Source organism: Bacteroides sp. AF25-38AC, from assembly GCF_003602995.1.
GTDB classification, from domain to species: Bacteria; Bacteroidota; Bacteroidia; order Bacteroidales; family Bacteroidaceae; genus Bacteroides; species Bacteroides uniformis.
On sequence record NZ_QTMD01000010.1, the window covers coordinates 1 to 18,427 of the forward strand.

An 18,427-nucleotide genomic window follows, 5' to 3' on the forward strand; every position below is an offset into this window, starting at 1 on the left:
GTTTTAAGGGGGCAGAATCGCTTGGTTTTAGGGGGCAGCTTACACTGGATTTTCCAGTATGACAGTACCTCTATTCCGGAATAGCGTGGGTTCATGCTGTTCTTTAAGGTGCAAGGTGGACATAATTCTTAAAAATACATTGAATATGAAACAGATTACCTTGCACGTGTACCAGTCCATCGACGGTTGTCCGGCTCCTTCGGACAAGTATTTTGATGCGGCAGTGGATGCCTCCAGTTGTGTGCTGATTGACGAAGAAACTTACCTGCGTATTTATATGAACCATTTGGGTTGGCCGATTACGGCAAAAGAGACTTTGGTTGTGACGAACGGCGGCATCGACCTGACGGAGAATGAACGAGTGAAGTTCATCCAAGGAGATGCAGTGGCAGCACTGCGACAGATGAAGGAAGACGGTGACGGTATGGTGGTGGCTTACGGTGAGGAAATCGGGGCTTTACTCTTGGATAACGGACTGGCGGACGAAATCACAGTGACAACCGTTCCGGTACTAATCGGCGGTGGCGAAAAGGCATTGGAGTGCGGACTGAACGACGGCAGTGCTTGGATTGTGCGGTCAAATAATGTGCTGTTGGACGGAAAAATGAGGACGGTGTACGGGAAGGTCTAATATGACAAATAGATATTATAGCAAAAGTGCAGCAACCGATTGCTGCACTTTTATTATAAAAGACGTGCCCTAAACATGCTAAATAGGCGAAAAGTAAGGTAAGTATATTACTTTTTAAGCCGAATACTAAAAAAGGTAGGGAAAGGCATAAGGAGGATGGAGCCTCCGAAGATATAAAAGTACAGCAACACCAACTAAACCGGCACATAGGTAAAGCCGGGCAATACATCAGAACCAATAGCGTACTTTGCCATATCACGCTATGGCTGACAAAACAGCCTTTACATGAATGGCAAAGGAATTACCGCTACGGCTCGGAATATGCGAAAACAAGATGTCTGTTATACGATTGAACTGTCATAGAGATTTAGAACTTTTAGCCCATTCGCTGTAGCCTTACGATAAGTATAAAACGTACCACCCTTGGGCTTGCCGTCATACCAGGCAATAAGAGACGAACTGTGAAAAACCATATAGTCGTTGCGTCGAAGCAAACAGCCATGGTAGTAGTGTTCGCTCAGGATGATAACATCATCCGAGTTACGGAGGATGGTATCGTACCGGGCTTTCATCGCATCGTTCCACCGCTCGGCTTGTCCGCGATACGGTACTACGGCAATAACTTGCAGACCTGACAATTCGGACTGCAACGCAAGGGCAACTTCTGCCGCCAGCATATCAAACCCCATGGCACAACCACAGTAAAAATGACGATAACCTCCAACGTATGCCTTGGTTATCGCTGCCTTTAATTGCAGCTTCAGTTGCTTCCTATATAGGAATGGAATATTACGGTGTCCACTGAAGCAAACGGACACTGCCTTATCATACTTTGTCTGGGTCATATTATTTCACTTTGTAATGGGTTCTTGCGAGGAATATACCTCCGAGTACATTAGCACCAAGGCTTTCAAGCTGATTGGCATAAGTAGCATAACTCTGCCCTTTGGTTATCACATCATCAAAGACTACTACAGACCTGCCGTTGAAAAAAGCCGAATCAAACTCAATGACGTTTACCTTACGGACTTCTTTCTCTGCCTTACGGTTCTCGTGAATGGTCAGCCTCTCACCACTCACTGATACATGGTCATAACCATTGATAGCTCCGGTCAGTTCGCATACCCTTTGGCAGAATGCCTTGTAACGTATCTCGTTCTTCTTATCGGTGGATGCCGGTACGGGAGAAAATACAATGTTGGTGCATGATGTTCCATAACGTTCGGTCATGTTGGCTGCCGTGCGTTGAGCAACCTCTTCGTATGCCCGTCCATCCTTGAAATCAAAGACTAACTTGCGGTCTGCTATCTCACGCTCGCTCACATTGCGTATGCGTGCAGGAAAATACTTACAGAACCATACCTGTGGCTTGTCCAACTGCTTTTGAAGTTCTATGTCTATCGTCTTTGCCATAACTCTGATAATTTTTCTTTTTCCCTCTTTTTGAAGGCTGTTCAGCCTGCTGAGGGATATTTTCTGCCATCAACTGCCGCCCAAGAATACCGATAAGACAAACCGGGGACAAGAAATACGCTCTGACGTGTCAGAGGAAGATTTCTCGTTCCAGCGATAGTGGCGATTTGATGTTTGGTAAAAGGCGGCTTACTTTGCGGGAAATATGACTACGACAGAGCTGACTGACAAACAGAACATGCTTTCTTACTACAAGAGGTTGTCATATAGACATGTAGAATAGGTGCAAGATTTATAAAAGGAATGGGTGGGCAGTGGAGCGTCTGTGGCTTGCCGGTCCAAACTTCCCGATGAAGTGACCGTACAACTTAGTCTCAAATCTGGCGAAGCGTAAGCCTTGGCAGTTTGTGACCGAGGTGTACGGTCTTTTCATGTTTGGCTTCCGTAAAGAGTCTTTCACTCACCCCATAGCAGCTCTGCTGCCATAAGGTGAGTGAATGTCTCTTGCGGACAAGTCCTGTGACGTTCCGCTGATGGTGTGGGGCGAAGCTATAAAAACAGACAGACGGCATTGCCGGTTACAAAAGGACAGATGGTGGAGGTTGCTGCAAGGACAACAGGTTGGCTTGATTGACACTTGTGGCAAATGTGCCATCGTCCTTGCTTTGCCCCAAAGACGGGTACACAGCATATAGCAGACTTGTATGCCATTTGCCGTGTACCGGTCAAAAGGGCAAAAACATCCTTTATAAAAGCATGTACACTTAAAAGAGGAAGTTGTTATGGGTAAGACTTTATAATATAAGAGTGATATGGCTTATAAATTATCGGTGCTATTTTAGATTAGTGCTACGATTTTGCTAACTTTGCAAGTGAGTGAAAACGGATTCTGATAATAAGCAATGAAGCCATTACATCCATATCCGATTATGCCGAAATACACCGTAATGTTGTAAATAACCGGATTGAAACGGACTGCTTCATTCAAATAAAAATACGATGAATGCAAGACTATTGTTCATACTCCTGCTTTTCGTTATCGGGGCCTTGTGGTATATTATCGGCTACTGGCGACGAAAAGCAGGAGAAGCGGCATTCGCCGCCGCACGGTTGGCTGAAAAGAGCGAGGAACGTGAACGCTACTGTCGTCTGGCGGTAATGGCCGGTCATCGGGAAGCCTGCCGTATGTTCTGTCTCTTGCACCCCGAACAGTTTGATGGCCATTCTCCCCATAAGCCGTTCAAATCACGAGGCATCCGAATCTCTTTTTACGGGTATTACTATCCGTCACGATACAATGCGCTGCTCAATGATGAACAGAGGGCTTTCTGCCGTTCCATCTACCAATTCAAACAAGGAGATATACACGGAATCGAGTTCTTTAAAACGTGCATGAATGCTTTGCAACTGAAAAAGAGACCTTACCATATCATGTTCATGCCGTGTAGCAACTGGATAAAATACGGCCAACGGTTCAAACGGCTCGACTGGTACATCGGCAAGCACCGACAGGATTTAACTTCAGGACTGTACGACGTTGATATTTGCGATGCACGAGAAAGCCTGCATGAAGCCAAAGGTGGAGAAAAGCGTATTCTCGAACGAAACTACCTCATTACCGGAAATATCAAAGGGAAAGAGATTATCATCATAGATGATGTGCTGACAACCGGGCAAAGCGTGGCGGATTACAAGGAAGAAATAGAACGGTGCGGTGGCAAAGTAGTAGCGGCTATCTTCTATGGCAAGACGTTCTCCATGCCTTCGATGCTCCTTGTGCAAATACACATCTGGGGCAACCACATTGCCCATATTATCGAACGGATGACAAAGTAACCGGAACGGTTTCAGTCCTTTTTACTTCTTTTTCACAAACCTGCCAATGCTGATATACACTCCTGCCGGATGGATTGGATATAATCGAGTATAAGCGAGGGGCTGATACTCCTGCCATTGAGCTTGCAGGTGATATGTAGGTGTTCGCCAGTGCTGCGTCCTGTGGAGCCGGTAATGCCAACCACATCACGCGGATGAACTACTGCTCCTTTGACGATAAGAATTTTAGAAAGGTGACAATAACTGACGGTGTACCTGCCATGCCGCAAAGTTACATACTTGCCGGAAGTCTTGTCCTGTCCGACCTTCACGACCACACCCTCCATCATGGCCATCACCTCGTCGCCACGTGCGCGCAAGTCCAGTCCACCATGAAATTTACTCTTTCCCGTAAATGGGTCCTTACGGTAGCCGTAAGGCGAAGTGACCTTGATATAACGTAACGGGTAACTTACACTCAAGTAACGATCCATCCACTTTTTCTTATCCATATCTGCGGATACCGGGATACCTATTGAAACTTCCTGTATGGAAATCTCGCTTTCAAGTGCCGGTTCTGCTTGGTCTAACCCCATATCCAATACCTCTATCTTGTAGCGTGTCGGGGTAACGGCAACGGTATTGAATTGTGCTTTGGCCGTCGTGATACATAATGAGACACCTGTCATCATCAATAATAGAATCTTTCTCATGGCAGCAAAGTTAGCACGCTCTTCTTATGGCCTTTCCATTGCCGGCTGTTTTCTCTCCAAATATAACCATTTAATCAGTTTTGAATATGATTTTTCGCAAATAATCATATTCAAAACATTAAAAATATCACTTTATAACCACTTACAAAGAAATGTTTTAGTTATCAGATAAGAAATCAATCTATATTTGCTGAGTATAATTTTATAACATCATTCAGAATATGAAAAAAGAACAATTTGAGTTCAATGAACTGCCTTATCCGACATTGGCCCGCTTTGGGCTTACCCAAGAAATGATTGAAGATTTGCCCCTGCGTATCCTGAAAGAAATCGGGAAAGGCGGCTACTCGCCGGTACTGCCCATGCGTGTCACTAACGAGAATGGCGAAGTAATCGAGAGTCGCAGTCGGTTTGCCTTTATCCGTATGGATAGCGGCGAGGTGGATGTGGTCTTCTATCCCACACTGAAATCCTCACCACTGGAATGCTACAACGAGGAACAGCAGAAACAGTTGCTCGACGGCAAATCCATCATTGCAGACGTGGCTATGGCGGACGGACGGCACAGTAAGGCTTTCGTGCAAATTGACGAGGAAACAAAACAGGTGATGTATGTTCCGACACCCATCATTGCCCGTAACCTGAAAGTGCTGGCTGAAGTAATGCACTTCGGTACAGTGGAAGTAAACGGAATGCAGCATGGTGAGCCTCTGACGGTGGCAGTGGATGGCGAACCGGTCACAGTAGGCATCGACCTTCATAACAAGACAGGCATCCGTTTCTGTGCGGGTGACGCGCAGAAATGGAAAGAGCAACCCAAGCGCGAATGGGATAAGTACACCTTCGGCTGCTACGGCTGCTGGGTGATGGATGATGACGGTAATCTCGACTACGTTCCGGAGGAGGAATACACCGAAGAACTGTGGAACGAACAGAAGAAAAGCGGCGAGCGTAACCGAGCGGCAGGTATTCACAAATAAAACCTATTTAATATAAGCGTATGGCACAACAGAAATATTATCCCGAAGAGATTCTCGTCGAGAAGATGCAGAGCGGCGAATACGGCTGGCTTGATTACATCAACCATTTTTCCGCCGAGTGGCAGGAGGAGTACGCCCATTACTGTGAGGAAAAAGGACTCACGGTCTGCGAGGATTCCGCCGCCGGGTTTGTACGTTTCAAAGACGAACAATTGGAAGCGGCTATGAAATACGGTAACGCATAACAAGTAACCATCATAACATCAGACTATGGCGATACGAACAAATACCAATCCCCGGCAGATGGACTTGCAGCCCGAAATGCGCAATCTACTGATGCGTAACGGACTTCAAGCCCATGTTGCATTTGACGGAGGCGGCTACCGGCTGATTGTGCAAGGGCATGATTCACCGTTGCTGGTCTATCCTATAACCGAACGCCAGATGTTGGCCCTGACGGACTGGGGAACAAATACGGCCAACAAGAAGGCCTACAACATACTTACGAGCATCATAGGAAAAGACTTCTATATGCCGAAGAATTTCGTCCATGCCCGCAATGCCAACGGGCGTGTGGCGATGGGGCTGCATGGCTACCGCATCGGTATAGGTGAGTACGGACACATGGGACGTCTGGGTATGCCCCCTCCATTTCTTGGTTGGACACCACGCGAGCAGTGGGGTTTCCACCTACGCAGAGTCGGCGGGCAGCTTTTCTTTCCGGGGCCATCCATCGTACCCGAACGCCCAGACGGGCGCATGAAGCCCGGCGAACTGCAATCGGGTGGCTACGGCTTTTACTACAAAGGCGGTCAACAGGAGCAACCCATTGTACAGCAAGATGTATTGAAGAACTTGCAGGAGGTCATTACACCGCTTGTCAGCCGTCCGCGCAGCAAGGAACCGGCACAACCGTACAAGGAGTTGATTGCTTCACCAGTCTATTTTTCCAACGAGAAATGGTCGGAGTGCCTTACTTCGCACGGTCTTATCGTGGATATGGAACGGAGGACACTGACCGTACAATCGGAAAGTGTCAATGCCGATATGGTCTATGACCTGACGGAAGAAGAAGTGAAAAAACTGGCTACCGCATCCATCGAGGAACAACCTGTGGAGAAACGGCTGGATCTGCTGAATGGCATTATCGGAGCGGACTTTGCCGATAAGGTAACGATGGAACAGCTCAACAGCGAACAACGCATCAGTATCGGCCTGCATCCCGAAGTGCGGCAGGAACTGGAAGAACGGCAGCGGCAGGAACAAGAATTATTCATGCAGCAAGAAACTCCGATGCGGCAGGAATACATACAGGGCAGTATCGGTGCAGCCGTGGACGGGCGTGACCTCCAACTGCTCAACGAAAGCAAAGGCTGGTATCGTGAGGAGAAACATGGCCGGGAAGTAGAGGTCAGCGACATTGCCGTGCAACCGGCACAGACGGAGGGTAAATACAAGATGTCCGCCGTTATTGACGGACAGGTCATCAGCCACGAAATCAGCCAGAAAGACTACGACAAGTTTCTTGCTGTGGATGATTACCACCGGATGAAACTTTTTTCGAAGATTTTCAACGAGGTGGATATGAAGACACGTCCTGAAGCGAACAAGGGGCTTGGCGTGAAGATATTCGCTGCCCTTACCGCCGGTGCGGTGGTGGCGTCGGAAGTCGCACATGGCTTCCATCACCACCACTCTCCGGAGTTCTATGGCGAACGTTTCAGCGGACCGCCACATCCATACTTCAAGCCCGGCGTAGATACACCGAGAGATGTGGCCATCCGTAATTTCGAGGCACAGATGAATCAAGATATTAATGAAATGAGAAGAGGGAGGTAAACCTATGAGAGACGGAGACCTTACATACGATGACTTCCTGCAACGACTAAACATCCAGGACGTATTGATTGACGCAGGGTATCACCTGAACCGTCGTGACGGTCTGCGCTATCCCTCGTATGTCCGTTTGGACAGCGACGGCAGACGTATCCGTGGTGACAAATTTATTGTGACACAACAAGGAAAATGCTGTTTCCACGCACAACAACAGAAAGTTTATAACATCATTTCCTTCATCAAGGAGCATCCGCACTTTTTCACGGAGTACCATGCGGGTATGTCTCCGGACAGACTGGTGAATCTTGTCTGTAACAGATTACTGAATATTCCCGTCACTGAACGGAAAACCAGAATAGTGAACCCTAAACGAGATGTAAAGCCATTTGACATAGCGGACTACGACATTCATAAGTTCAATCCGCAGAACCGGGAAACGCAGAAAAAATTTTATCCTTATTTTAAAAGCCGAGGTATCGACCTCTATACACAATATGCTTTCCATCGGCATTTTTATCTGGCTACGAAACACCGGGAGGACGGTGCAGCCTACACGAACCTGTCCTTTCCACTAACCCTGCCCAAAGGCGACGGAGAGATTGTGGGACTTGAAGAACGAGGACGTGCACGTATGGACGGGAGCGGCAGCTACAAAGGCAAAGCCGCAGGGAGCAATTCAAGCGAGGGACTGTGGATTGCCAGCCCTGCCCGCACTTCTCTCACCTCCGCCAAGCATATCTATTGGTTCGAAAGTGCTTATGATGCGATGGCATATTACCAACTTCATCAGGCAGAAAATAAGGAGTTGCGAAAGGCGGTTTTTATCTCTACCGGAGGGGCACCAAGCCAGCAGCAATTCAAAGGAACGATAAAGGTAACTCCCCATGCCTCACATCACCTTTGCTTCGATCATGACCGTGCCGGACAGGTCTATGCCATCCACTTTGCTCTCACTCATGCAGGCTGGAACTTCTCCACCTGTCTGTCACAAACCGGCAGACTGATTGTACAGAACAACAGCGAAGGCTATCCACAGTATGAAATAGGACTTGAACCATTCAATTTTGAAAAGATTACAGCCATTCTGGGTATAAATGATGCAAAACAAAATTTGAAGAATGGGGAGCATGACGATATGGATATTGGGGACGGCTATCTACAGGAAATGAGCATGGTTCGTATGGATGAGTACGAAATGGCCTGTGCCGAGGGTTCTGCAAGCGAGGAAGAATTAGAGGCAATGAGAAATAATCTGGCAGCCATCGACAAGGCGATTGGGGCTTTCAATCCCGGTCCGAAAGATGTAGGACGTGTCCTGTATGAATCTGCCGCAGAAGGTTATAAGGATTGGAACGACCAGCTACTCGACAAACGGATACAACCCAAGGAAAAGGAAGTTGACGATTGGGAAATCAGTGGTAAAGCCACCCTAAACCGAGCCTTGGCCGATTTACCCGAAATCAATCCGGAACATATCCGAAACGGATTATATGACGAAGCAGACCATGAGGCTGTGCGAAAGCGTCTTGAACGTGCGGACAGAGTAATATTCTCCTTTGAAACCAATGACCAGGGAATGTCAGATAAGGGTTTTCAGGAAATGTACAAGATACGGGAAGAACTTGCCCGGTTGGAAGTGGATATAACCAATTCTCTCTCCGGCATGAGAGAAGACTTTCACTCCCATTTTCACCGATAATCCATAAAACCTATGCAGAGAACTTATCATAAAACCATTGTCATCCATCCGCATACCGGGCAATTTGTCATCAACGAGCTGCCCACTCTCGTGCTGTGCGGCACTGTATGGGTGTACGGAGGCATGGAAGGGTTGCCATTGACAGCTATTGCCACAGTAATTGCCTTGATGCTCTCGTTGCTGTTACTCTACCGTTATCTCTACCTGCGGCGAATCCGTTACTGCATCGGTACGGAACAACTTGTCAGCGAATACGGTATTATCCGTCGCAAAGTGGATTATATGGAGCTGTATCGTATCGTGGATTTTCAAGAGCACCAAAGCCTGCTGCAACAATTGTGTGGGTTGAAAACCGTACGCATCCTTTCAATGGACAGAAACACGCCCCGTCTTGACCTGATTGGTATCTTCCATAGGGACGACCTCGTGTCAATTATCCGTGAACGGGTAGAAACTAACAAACGAAAAAAGGGAATATATGAAATTACGAATCATTAGTCTGGGGCTGGTTGCCTCGCTGGTATGCCTGCTTCCACAGGTGGCAGAAGCCCAAATTGCGACTTCCAATCCGTTGGAATGGACAGCATTGGCCGAAGGTAACGAACTGATAAACGAGCAGATTGAAAAACAAATAAAGGGACAGACACAAACAGCCTTGCTTCAGAACAGTATCGCTACCGAGTTCAACCAAATCCACAAGTGGGAGAAGCAGTACAACAGTTACCTCAAGACAGCAAGCGGTTACGCTTCATCACTGAAAGCCTGTACGCATCTCTATAATGACGGTGTGCGGATTTTCCTCACGCTGGGGAAATTAGGCAAGGCCATCCAAAACAATCCGCAGGGCATTGTGGCCAGTATGAACATGAACAACCTCTATATAGAAACAGCAACGGAACTTGTTTCTGTTTTTACATTGCTGAATGACGCTGTGGCCAAGGGTAGCAACGAAAACATGCTTACGGGGGCAGAACGCAGCAAGACGCTATGGGCGTTGAACGACCAACTATCGGATTTTAGCCGAAAGTTGCATCTGCTCTATTTGAGCATACGGTACTATACTTTCAATGATGTGTGGAACAACGTAACGGCGGGAATGCTTGACCGTGACAACGGTGAGGCTGCTCGTATGGCTCTGTCCCATTGGCACAGGGCGGCAGCTCTCGTCCGATAAAATATATCAGTTATGAAATGGACAATTTGGATAAGTATATTGCTGCTGTGTCTTACCGGTATCAGTGAGGTACAAGCGCAGAATGACCCTGTACTGGCCGGAATGATTGCAGCATATACCGAAAAGGCAGAGAAAGAATTGAAAAATCAAGAAAAGGTCATGCTGATGCAGACCACCGGACATATTTGGACAAAAGAAGAAGTGCAGGCGACAACAGACCTGCAACGAGAGTTCAATAACTATCTGAACTCTTTTCGGTCAATAGTCTGCTATGCGGCGCAAACTTATGGGTTCTATTATGAGGTATCGAGGCTGACAGACAATATGGGCGACTTCACCAAGCAATTGAAGCGAAGTCCAGCCAATACGCTTGCCGTAGCCCTATCCACACAGCGCAACAAGATTTACCGGGAACTGATGATGAACAGCGTGGAAATTGTGAACGATATCCGCACAGCGTGCCTTTCGGAGAACAAGATGACGGAAAAAGAGCGTATGGAAATTGTCTTAGGCATCCGTCCAAAGCTCAAAACAATGAACAAAAAACTGCAACGACTGATCAAAGCGGTAAAGTACACGACAATGGGTGACATTTGGCGGGAAATTGACGAGGGTGTACGTCCCGAAGCTGATAAACGCAGTATCGTGGACGCAGCCAAACGACGTTGGCGACAGATTGGAAAGAATGTAAGACCTTAAAAATGTAATGATATGGGAATTTGGGATTCAATATTGAAATATGGCGGCAAAGCAGCAAAAGCTACCGGAAGAAGTATGGGACATGCTGCACTGCATCCTTCACAAACCTTACGGGGCACAGGACAAGCCGTCAAGACCGCAGCCATCGGCGGTGCAGTCGGTTATGTGGGTTGGGAGAAACTAACCACAGATAAGAGCGTGGTACATATCGTAAGCGATGCGGTCATAGGGAAATCGGCTACGGATACCCTTGCAGATGCAGCGGACGGTGTGCGAGAATTGACAAGCAAGGCCGGAGAAGCAGTCGGTTCCGTTAGCGGTACGGTAGCTGGCATAGACTCAAAACTGGGTGGAGTATCGAATTTTCTGCGGCAAGTCTCCAATGGCGGAGTTTCCGATATGTTCGGTAACTTTTTCCGTAATCTCGGACAGGGTAACGTGTCGGGATTGAGTATAGCGGGACTGGTCGCAGCAGCATTTCTTATATTCGGACGCTTCGGCTGGCTGGGCAAGATTGCCGGTGCATTTCTTGGCATGATGCTTATCGGCAACAATGCCGGTATTTTCCGCACACCTGACACGGGAAATATACAACGAGTACAGGCACCCGCTCTTCCTGTTGAAGAACAGACGAATAGCGGAGGGATGAAAAGATAAGAATACGAATCAAATCTAACAACAATAATGAAATATACAGAAGAAATGATCCTGCAATCCGAAAGTGGATACTGTATGCCTTTTGAAGAACGGCAGGGCAAGGATGTGAAACTATCGCTCGGCTACGGCGAACAAACCGATCCTGCAACGGGCAAAACATATTTTCATCATGGTATCGACTTCGATGTACGGTGTTACACGCTGGCGGCTGTCGCCAGCGGTATCGTGTCAGGTATAGGCAATGACCCTACACTCGGCATCTGCCAAACCATACGCTATGGGGAGTATGAAGTGACCTATGGGCATTTGTCAAATGTCTTCGCCCAGTTCGGACAGCGTGTCAAGGCCGGACAGACTGTAGCTTTGAGCGGTGACAAGCTGCATATCGGGATACGCTTCAAAGGTGAGGAACTGAACCCGCTGGAATTTCTAACCATGCTGTATGGTAATATCCAAGCATTGTGTCATGCCGATGGAGACGAAGCGGCAACATCTCCCGGCATGGCGATGGCACTGACCACCGATTACGAGCAGGACAGACAGGAAATAGAGAAATTGATGCTGCGTTTCCTGCCCCACTACATGGAAGACTTACAGCGTGGTGAATACCGACTTCCTCCACATACGGAGCAGTCACTCCGCCATGTCTTTACAATGGGAGCAGTCAAAGAATACTTCTATGAAAATATGCCGAGTATATCCAACCCACTCGGACTGGGACATAAAGCAATGCCGCTTGCCTGTAAGGTGCAGAACCTACTCATTGCGGACTTCCTACATTACCTTGCCCTACGGCATGGCGTGTACTTATCGACGATGGGCAGTGATGTAAAAAAAAACTCTATGACGAAGCCCTGACCCATAGTGGTATCATTGACCCACTGGCAGAATTGGACATAGACATCCAGAGTTTTGACATACCGAGAGCAGTCACGGTATATCCTGACCGGGCCGGTGTGCGCTGGTGGACCAAAGCATGGTTCAATAACCGGGAAGAGGGCGAAGCATCGGTGGAGATTGAGCGAGAACAAGCGATACGCTTCATTCACGACAACATCGAGAAAGATGTATGGCTGGAAGAGTTCTATCCCAAACAGATGGAAATTTACTACAACGCCATCGAGCAGACAAAAGAGCAATTATTAATGAATAGAATAGGATAAACATATAATACATTATGGACGGAATCAAGCATAGCGGACGGTTTGCAGAAATGGAACGCCTTGTGAACGACTATTTCAACTGCCATATCGCACCCGTCATGTCAAAAACGCGAACTGACCTCATACGGAATCAGGGAGAGGAAATGAAAGAATATTCCACCTCTTTAGGTGGTATTCTCAGTATGATGGCATCTTCGGCACAGCCAATGAGCGACCCCTATCAGACACTCAAGGTCACAGGCGAATGGAACTCCAAAACGACAGAGGACTATATCGAGATGTGCAAGACGGAGATTACCGGCTCCAAGGAAATGCAGCAAGACCTTGCGTACATGGCCGGACAGTGGCGGGATACCGTCGTGCAGGAAATCGGGAGGGCACGTTACGATGAGTTATCAGAACAGCTCGGTTGTGACCTCGCCTATGCCTATATGGACCACCGGATAGAGGAACTGATGATTGACCGGCTGGTGAAAGAACGTATGCCCAAGTCTTCCGCTGACTACATCGTCCGAAAGGCTGCCGAATCGAGTCTGCTGGGATTATCGCAGACGTTAAGCCGTTCACCGCTGACCGATGAAATAGAGGCACGAGGCGAAGCAGCTTACCGCCCGAACAGATGGGAAAAAGGTACGGGATGGATGTTGGGCACAGCCGCAGATACCCTAATGATGGGTGGTGCAGGTTCATGGACGGCTCTGGCAAAATTTGCCGGTACAGATGTGGCTATTGCAGCCATCGCCAATCATTTTGAAGGCAAGAAGCCTGACACTCTTTCAGTAGAACAGTGCATCAGTAAAGGAGTGTTCGGCAGCGACAGAAACGTATTCGACGATTTTCGCAAAGAGGCAGCCCAAATACAAGTCAAAGAGAACACGGCGATTGGTACAGACAACAAGCAACTGAAAAAGAAAATCCCTGTCATGGACTTTGGCTTCATGGAGTGGACACAAAACCAGAATAACGGTTTATTGTGGCCGAATGTACAGAACGAGGAACAACAGAAGCATGAGGAACGGTACAAGGATGTGCCGATTGTTGTTGCTCCCGGACAAGAAGAGGCCTACTTGCAGTCTTTGGAACAACGTGACAAAGCGGAAATGGTCAGGACAGAACAGGATGAAACTATGAAAGAAGAGAAGCATGAAACCGTTGTTCCTGCCAATGATGCGGAACAACATGTACAAACGATACAAAGTGCGCAAGTAACACAGGGAAACGGAAACGGTTGGGGCGGACTGCTTGATATGCTGGGACTGGATGGCATAGGTAATATGACAGGTAATCTCGGTTATGTAATGGCCATGCTCCCTGATGTTCTGTTGGGAATATTCACAGGCAAAACAGAATCGTTGCGCTTGGGAAACAATATGTTACCGATAGCGAGCATTGTGGCGGGTATGTTTGTGCGTAACCCGTTGCTGAAAATGCTCCTGATTGGTCTGGGAGGTATGAACCTGTTGAATAAGGTAGGACACGAGGCCTTGAAAGAACGAACAGAGGAAAAACTGAACGTAACAAACGGGAACAATGTACAGTACCGACACTATACGAATGAAGCTCTGAACCCACGTATCGTGAACCCTGTATTGCAAAATAGCACGTTGATTGCCACGATAGACCGAGTACCGTGTACCATCCAGTTGTCACCGGTTGTAGCAGAAGCCTACCGTACCGGGGCATTGCCTTTGAACACGCTGGCAAATGCTGTCCTTGCCAAGAGTGACCAGCTTCGCCAAGCTGCTGCACGGAATTATGAGGACGGAAAACAGGAAACCATCGTGCGTCCACGGGGTATTCAATAATCCTATAATCAAATAAACGATATGAAAGAAAAATCGCAAATCGAAAAGAAAGCCGAGGAAAAACAAATCACCTTGCTTTCTACGGCTTTGAGTGAAGCCTCGAATGCCGGTGGACACTGGCTCAACGCATCGGGAAAGGGATACCCACGCTTCTATCCAAGGGGTGTTTCTGTCAGTGCATTCAATGCGCTGTTCATGACGTTGCATTCCGATAAAAATGGATGCAAAACCAACCAGTTCACGCTATTCAGTGATGCCAAGGCACAAGGAGCCTCGGTGCGTGAAAATGAGCAGGGAGTTCCATTTTTGTTTTACAATTGGAACAAGTACGTTCACCGTAATAATCCGGAACAGATTATCAGCCGTGATGACTACATGAAACTGTATGAAGAGGAACAAAAATTATATAAAGGTGTACACAACCGTGAAATTCGTACTTTGTTCAACATTGACCAGACGACACTACCCTACGTGGATAAGGAGCGATACGAAACGACGTTGCGGCGGTATGGCAGTGCAGTGGAAAGAGGATATACGGAAGCTGACAACCGACGGTTGCATATTCAATTCAACGACTTCCTGCTGAGGATGCGGGACAACCTTGTGCCTGTGCGTTCGGACGGAAGCGGTGTACCCCACTACGAAACAGATAAGGATGCGGTCTATATGCCGCGACAAAGAGAGTTCGGACATTATCACGACTATATACAGGAAGCCTTGCGGCAAATCGTGAGTGCTACCGGACACCAACAACGGTTGGCGCGTGAAGGTATGGTGATGAAGAACGGTGTGGCTCCCTCGGAGGATGCCGTCAGACAGGAGCGGTTGGTCGTGGAACTGGCTTCGGGAATTAAAATGTTGGAACTGGGGTTGCCAGCACGGTTGTCTGAAGAAAGCCTGAAGACTGTGGAATACTGGTGCCGGGAGCTGAAAGAGAACCCAAACTTGATGGACGCCCTCGAAAGTGACGTGAACAATGCCATCGAAGTAATCAATAAAGCGGAACGGGGCGAGAAAATCGAATACGCCACCATGCGCAACCGGCGGGACACTTCAACCATGCAGGAGCAGATGCCCAAACATTATTTTGTGGCCAACGAGATTCGGCAGCATCCGGATAAAGAAACGAAAAAAATTGTGCTTGTTATTGACCCACAGGCAAAAACCGCAGACGTGATTCTCCCAGCAGGGGCATCAACAGAGGTAGATAACGAGATACCGGGAATGAACAAGGGACGCATCATGCGAGCGTTGCAGAAAGAGGGAATCGAGCAGGTACGCTTCTACAATACGGATGGTGCATTAGGTTATCGGCCCGATGACAGTTATTTTGCCGAGAAGATGATTACGTTGGCCCGGCTGAAGAACTGGGCGATGGAGAAACTCTCCACACTGGACGTGGCTTCGGCGGTCAAACAGGCAAATGAGATCGGATTTGACCACGTAGAGATGATTCAAGACGATAAGAAACGATGGGCACTTTATATCAAACCCGAAAATAAGAGCGGATATAGCATCTATCCTGATAAAGAAGATATAAACCGCTTCTTTTCAACGCTCAAGCAAGCGATGGATAACATCGGTAAGGTGCGGATGGAACTGGCGCACAAGTATTATGCGCTGGCCGAGGTCAAACCTGACCTAAAGGTGGATTTGTTCCACAGCGAAATGCCGGAAATTGATTTGAACCGTATCCAGCGTGTTTCGGTTTTCAAAACCAAACAAGACGGCATACAGTGTGTCGCAACTATCGACGGACAGAAACAGCCTGCCCGAAGTGTCACTCCGCAACAGTGGCAGCGGATGTGGATAGCGGAAGAACGTGACAGCTACAAACGTCATCTGGCAGCTACTCTTTTTGCAGACGTACTGCAAAAAGGACAATCGCAGGAAGCACACACCGGAGAGAAACAACAGAAAGAAGCAGAGTTGTGGCCGATAGAAACGGCAGCGCAGGAACGGACGGAATCAGACAATGAGGGAATTTCACCGGAGCGGCAGTTGTGGGACAAACTTAAGGCGAACCATCCCGATGCCTTGCAACTGCTTCGCACGAAAGATGGTTATCGGCTCTATAACGAAGATGCGGTACAGGGTGCAAAGATATTGGGCATAGCCCTGAAAGAGTATCCGGAACGGGACATTACGGCTTCAACGGAATTTCCAACGGAACAGCTCGACAGCTATCTGTCTAAGCTCGTCCGTGCCGGGGCACGGGTTGCTATCAGTGACATGGAGGAACAAGAAACACACAGAGGTTTTCATAGATAAGGAGTAAGGAAATGAGCAAGAACCAACAATACGCAATGAAATATGCAGAGTATGCTATGGAGCAGATGCGCCGATACGGAATACCCGCATCCGTGACGTTGGCACAAGGCATACTGGAAAGTTCCAACGGACAAAGCCGTTTGGCGCAGAACGAAAACAACCATTTTGGCATCAAGGCTACGCCTGCATGGATTGCCGAAGGAGGAAGGTATGGCATATATACTGACGATAAGCCGAATGAGAAGTTTTGCAGTTATGACAGCGTGGGTGATTCATACGAACACCACTCCCGTTTTCTGAAAGAGAACAGCCGCTATGCCCGATGTTTTGCACTTTCACCCGACGATTACAAGGGTTGGACACAAAATATCGAACAGGCCGGTTATGCCACAGGCGGAGAATATGCCGAGAGCCTGCAACGGATTATAGAGCAAAATGGCTTACAGCAGTATGACAAACTGGTGATGCAGGAAATGGAAACACAGGGTAAGCGGTTCGGTGCGGAACATAATCCTCTCCGAACGTCTGAAAATTCAGAGTATGGTGCGGAATACTCATTCCCGGTAGAGCGTGAAGAGTTTCTTTTTGTTACCTCGCCTTTCGGTATGCGGCAAGATCCGATGGACAACACGAAACAACAGATGCACAAGGGAATTGATATCCGTTGCAATGGCGATGCGGTACTGGCTACTGAAAACAACGGGAAGGTGGTGGTTGTGAACCAGAACAAGAACACGCCCGGTGGGAAATCGCTGACTGTGGAATATACCCGAACGGATGGTAGCAAGGTACAATGTACTTATATGCACCTTAAGGAGGTTGCTGTAAAGGTCGGTGATGTAGTACAAGCCGGTGGGAAGCTCGGCACATCGGGCAACACAGGTACACGTACAACGGGCGAACATCTACATTTCAGCGTGACAAACTTCTATGCAGACGGAACAAAGCGTGACATCGACCCTGCGGCTTATCTGACTGAAATCGCACAGAAAGGTAATATCAAATTGGAAGTGTTGCACAACGGGAACAGCCTGCTCACCCGATATAAAGGAACAGAAGAGAATGCCGCCGGCAAAAACCTTTCACCCGACGGATGGATGAAGAAGCTGCTTTCGTCAGAGGATAGCGGTGTGGGAATGTCTGGATGCAATGACCCTATAGTAGAGATGGCGATGACAGCCTTTAGTTCCCTTATGCTCTTGGCCGTACAAATCGACAACAAGAACGAGGAGGAGCAAAAGACTGCCATATCGAAACAAATGGACAGCGGGCGCATCAATCTGAAATCATTGTTGCCGGGCATGAAAAACTGTGAACTGGCAATCAGTGAAAATGGAAAGGCTATTCTGCGAGTGGACAATGGAGAGCTGCGTATGTCACGTGAGTTGACTACTGCGGAGCTAAGCCGTCTGTCGGCAACACTGAATAACAACACTCTCACAGAAGAAGCCAAAAGGATACGTGTAACCGGTATGCTGAATACGGTTATCCTCTCGGAAGCGGCTTCACAGAATTTTGAACAAGGGATGTCCCAGCAGCAGGGGCAGACAGAGAACTTAAAAAGATAGAGG

At 47.9% G+C, this 18,427-nt stretch carries 19 protein-coding genes; 16 read left to right on the forward strand and 3 right to left on the reverse strand.

Going from position 1 to position 18,427, the window contains the following annotated elements:
* Window positions 1-145 precede the first annotated feature (145 nt).
* Window positions 146-631, forward strand: coding sequence for a dihydrofolate reductase family protein (locus DWY55_RS08435; RefSeq protein WP_009293411.1), 486 nt, complete (start codon window positions 146-148; stop codon window positions 629-631).
* Between the two features lie 341 nt (window positions 632-972).
* Here DWY55_RS08435 and DWY55_RS08445 read toward each other — a convergent pair whose 3' ends face one another.
* Window positions 973-1,476 (reverse strand): SLOG family protein, encoded by a 504-nt coding sequence (locus DWY55_RS08445; RefSeq protein ID WP_117795466.1) that lies wholly within the window; start codon window positions 1,474-1,476, stop codon window positions 973-975.
* Window position 1,477: 1 nt separating this feature from the next.
* Complete coding sequence (locus DWY55_RS08450; protein WP_117795468.1) at window positions 1,478-2,044, reverse strand: ribonucleotide-diphosphate reductase subunit alpha; 567 nt, start codon at window positions 2,042-2,044, stop codon at window positions 1,478-1,480.
* A gap of 497 nt (window positions 2,045-2,541) precedes the next feature.
* On the opposite strand from DWY55_RS08450, the gene DWY55_RS22190 reads away from it, so the two are divergent.
* Together DWY55_RS22190 and DWY55_RS08465 are read left to right on the forward strand one after the other, a co-directional pair.
* Window positions 2,542-2,739 (forward strand): hypothetical protein, encoded by a 198-nt coding sequence (locus DWY55_RS22190; protein WP_171030728.1) that lies wholly within the window; start codon window positions 2,542-2,544, stop codon window positions 2,737-2,739.
* Window positions 2,740-3,043: 304 nt separating this feature from the next.
* Complete coding sequence (locus tag DWY55_RS08465) at window positions 3,044-3,880, forward strand: phosphoribosyltransferase family protein (protein WP_005836771.1); 837 nt, start codon at window positions 3,044-3,046, stop codon at window positions 3,878-3,880.
* A gap of 32 nt (window positions 3,881-3,912) precedes the next feature.
* On the opposite strand, the gene DWY55_RS08470 is transcribed toward DWY55_RS08465, so the two are convergent.
* Entirely contained in the window at window positions 3,913-4,572 is a 660-nt protein-coding gene (locus DWY55_RS08470; RefSeq protein WP_117795472.1) for a M23 family metallopeptidase, read from the reverse strand.
* A 221-nt stretch (window positions 4,573-4,793) separates the two neighbouring features.
* Here DWY55_RS08470 and DWY55_RS08475 point away from each other — a divergent pair, with 221 nt between their 5' ends.
* Genes DWY55_RS08475 through DWY55_RS08535 form a run of 13 tightly spaced genes read left to right on the forward strand, consistent with a single transcriptional unit; the run spans window position 4,794 to window position 18,424 of the window.
* On the forward strand, window positions 4,794-5,552 hold the full coding sequence (locus DWY55_RS08475) for a DUF4099 domain-containing protein (RefSeq protein ID WP_005836768.1): 759 nt from the start codon (window positions 4,794-4,796) through the stop codon (window positions 5,550-5,552).
* A gap of 20 nt (window positions 5,553-5,572) precedes the next feature.
* Window positions 5,573-5,797, forward strand: coding sequence for a hypothetical protein (locus DWY55_RS08480; RefSeq protein ID WP_005836766.1), 225 nt, complete (start codon window positions 5,573-5,575; stop codon window positions 5,795-5,797).
* 25 nt (window positions 5,798-5,822) lie between these two features.
* A complete protein-coding gene (locus DWY55_RS08485; RefSeq protein WP_117893059.1) occupies window positions 5,823-7,391 on the forward strand; it encodes a hypothetical protein in 1,569 nt (522 codons plus the stop codon).
* Between the two features lie 4 nt (window positions 7,392-7,395).
* Window positions 7,396-9,087: a toprim domain-containing protein gene (locus DWY55_RS08490; protein WP_117795476.1), complete on the forward strand. Its 1,692-nt coding sequence runs from the start codon at window positions 7,396-7,398 to the stop codon at window positions 9,085-9,087.
* Between the two features lie 12 nt (window positions 9,088-9,099).
* A complete protein-coding gene (locus tag DWY55_RS08495; protein WP_117795478.1) occupies window positions 9,100-9,585 on the forward strand; it encodes a PH domain-containing protein in 486 nt (161 codons plus the stop codon).
* Window positions 9,566-10,261 (forward strand): hypothetical protein, encoded by a 696-nt coding sequence (locus tag DWY55_RS08500; RefSeq protein ID WP_117893056.1) that lies wholly within the window; start codon window positions 9,566-9,568, stop codon window positions 10,259-10,261. The genes DWY55_RS08495 and DWY55_RS08500 overlap by 20 nt, the downstream gene beginning before the upstream one ends.
* A gap of 12 nt (window positions 10,262-10,273) precedes the next feature.
* On the forward strand, window positions 10,274-10,960 hold the full coding sequence (locus tag DWY55_RS08505) for a hypothetical protein (RefSeq protein ID WP_117795482.1): 687 nt from the start codon (window positions 10,274-10,276) through the stop codon (window positions 10,958-10,960).
* Between the two features lie 12 nt (window positions 10,961-10,972).
* A complete protein-coding gene (locus DWY55_RS08510) occupies window positions 10,973-11,617 on the forward strand; it encodes a hypothetical protein (protein ID WP_117795485.1) in 645 nt (214 codons plus the stop codon).
* 27 nt (window positions 11,618-11,644) lie between these two features.
* Window positions 11,645-12,475, forward strand: coding sequence for a M23 family metallopeptidase (locus DWY55_RS08515; protein ID WP_117795487.1), 831 nt, complete (start codon window positions 11,645-11,647; stop codon window positions 12,473-12,475).
* 23 nt (window positions 12,476-12,498) lie between these two features.
* Window positions 12,499-12,780, forward strand: a complete 282-nt coding sequence (locus tag DWY55_RS08520) for a hypothetical protein (RefSeq protein WP_117795489.1) — start codon at window positions 12,499-12,501, stop codon at window positions 12,778-12,780.
* 14 nt (window positions 12,781-12,794) lie between these two features.
* Window positions 12,795-14,585, forward strand: coding sequence for a hypothetical protein (locus DWY55_RS08525; protein ID WP_117795491.1), 1,791 nt, complete (start codon window positions 12,795-12,797; stop codon window positions 14,583-14,585).
* A gap of 21 nt (window positions 14,586-14,606) precedes the next feature.
* Complete coding sequence (locus DWY55_RS08530; protein ID WP_008669292.1) at window positions 14,607-16,856, forward strand: zincin-like metallopeptidase domain-containing protein; 2,250 nt, start codon at window positions 14,607-14,609, stop codon at window positions 16,854-16,856.
* Between the two features lie 11 nt (window positions 16,857-16,867).
* Window positions 16,868-18,424 (forward strand): glucosaminidase domain-containing protein, encoded by a 1,557-nt coding sequence (locus DWY55_RS08535; RefSeq protein WP_117795493.1) that lies wholly within the window; start codon window positions 16,868-16,870, stop codon window positions 18,422-18,424.
* Window positions 18,425-18,427 lie beyond the last annotated feature (3 nt).

What these genes read in the sequence shown, in the direction of transcription:
- DWY55_RS08435 (WP_009293411.1), top strand. Translation starts at nt 146, where the DNA reads ATGAAACAGATTACCTTGCACGTGTACCAGTCCATCGACGGTTGTCCG.
- DWY55_RS08445 (WP_117795466.1), bottom strand. Translation starts at nt 1,476, where the DNA reads ATGACCCAGACAAAGTATGATAAGGCAGTGTCCGTTTGCTTCAGTGGA.
- DWY55_RS08450 (WP_117795468.1), bottom strand. Translation starts at nt 2,044, where the DNA reads ATGGCAAAGACGATAGACATAGAACTTCAAAAGCAGTTGGACAAGCCA.
- DWY55_RS22190 (WP_171030728.1), top strand. Translation starts at nt 2,542, where the DNA reads ATGTCTCTTGCGGACAAGTCCTGTGACGTTCCGCTGATGGTGTGGGGC.
- DWY55_RS08465 (WP_005836771.1), top strand. Translation starts at nt 3,044, where the DNA reads ATGAATGCAAGACTATTGTTCATACTCCTGCTTTTCGTTATCGGGGCC.
- DWY55_RS08470 (WP_117795472.1), bottom strand. Translation starts at nt 4,572, where the DNA reads ATGAGAAAGATTCTATTATTGATGATGACAGGTGTCTCATTATGTATC.
- DWY55_RS08475 (WP_005836768.1), top strand. Translation starts at nt 4,794, where the DNA reads ATGAAAAAAGAACAATTTGAGTTCAATGAACTGCCTTATCCGACATTG.
- DWY55_RS08480 (WP_005836766.1), top strand. Translation starts at nt 5,573, where the DNA reads ATGGCACAACAGAAATATTATCCCGAAGAGATTCTCGTCGAGAAGATG.
- DWY55_RS08485 (WP_117893059.1), top strand. Translation starts at nt 5,823, where the DNA reads ATGGCGATACGAACAAATACCAATCCCCGGCAGATGGACTTGCAGCCC.
- DWY55_RS08490 (WP_117795476.1), top strand. Translation starts at nt 7,396, where the DNA reads ATGAGAGACGGAGACCTTACATACGATGACTTCCTGCAACGACTAAAC.
- DWY55_RS08495 (WP_117795478.1), top strand. Translation starts at nt 9,100, where the DNA reads ATGCAGAGAACTTATCATAAAACCATTGTCATCCATCCGCATACCGGG.
- DWY55_RS08500 (WP_117893056.1), top strand. Translation starts at nt 9,566, where the DNA reads ATGAAATTACGAATCATTAGTCTGGGGCTGGTTGCCTCGCTGGTATGC.
- DWY55_RS08505 (WP_117795482.1), top strand. Translation starts at nt 10,274, where the DNA reads ATGAAATGGACAATTTGGATAAGTATATTGCTGCTGTGTCTTACCGGT.
- DWY55_RS08510 (WP_117795485.1), top strand. Translation starts at nt 10,973, where the DNA reads ATGGGAATTTGGGATTCAATATTGAAATATGGCGGCAAAGCAGCAAAA.
- DWY55_RS08515 (WP_117795487.1), top strand. Translation starts at nt 11,645, where the DNA reads ATGAAATATACAGAAGAAATGATCCTGCAATCCGAAAGTGGATACTGT.
- DWY55_RS08525 (WP_117795491.1), top strand. Translation starts at nt 12,795, where the DNA reads ATGGACGGAATCAAGCATAGCGGACGGTTTGCAGAAATGGAACGCCTT.
- DWY55_RS08530 (WP_008669292.1), top strand. Translation starts at nt 14,607, where the DNA reads ATGAAAGAAAAATCGCAAATCGAAAAGAAAGCCGAGGAAAAACAAATC.
- DWY55_RS08535 (WP_117795493.1), top strand. Translation starts at nt 16,868, where the DNA reads ATGAGCAAGAACCAACAATACGCAATGAAATATGCAGAGTATGCTATG.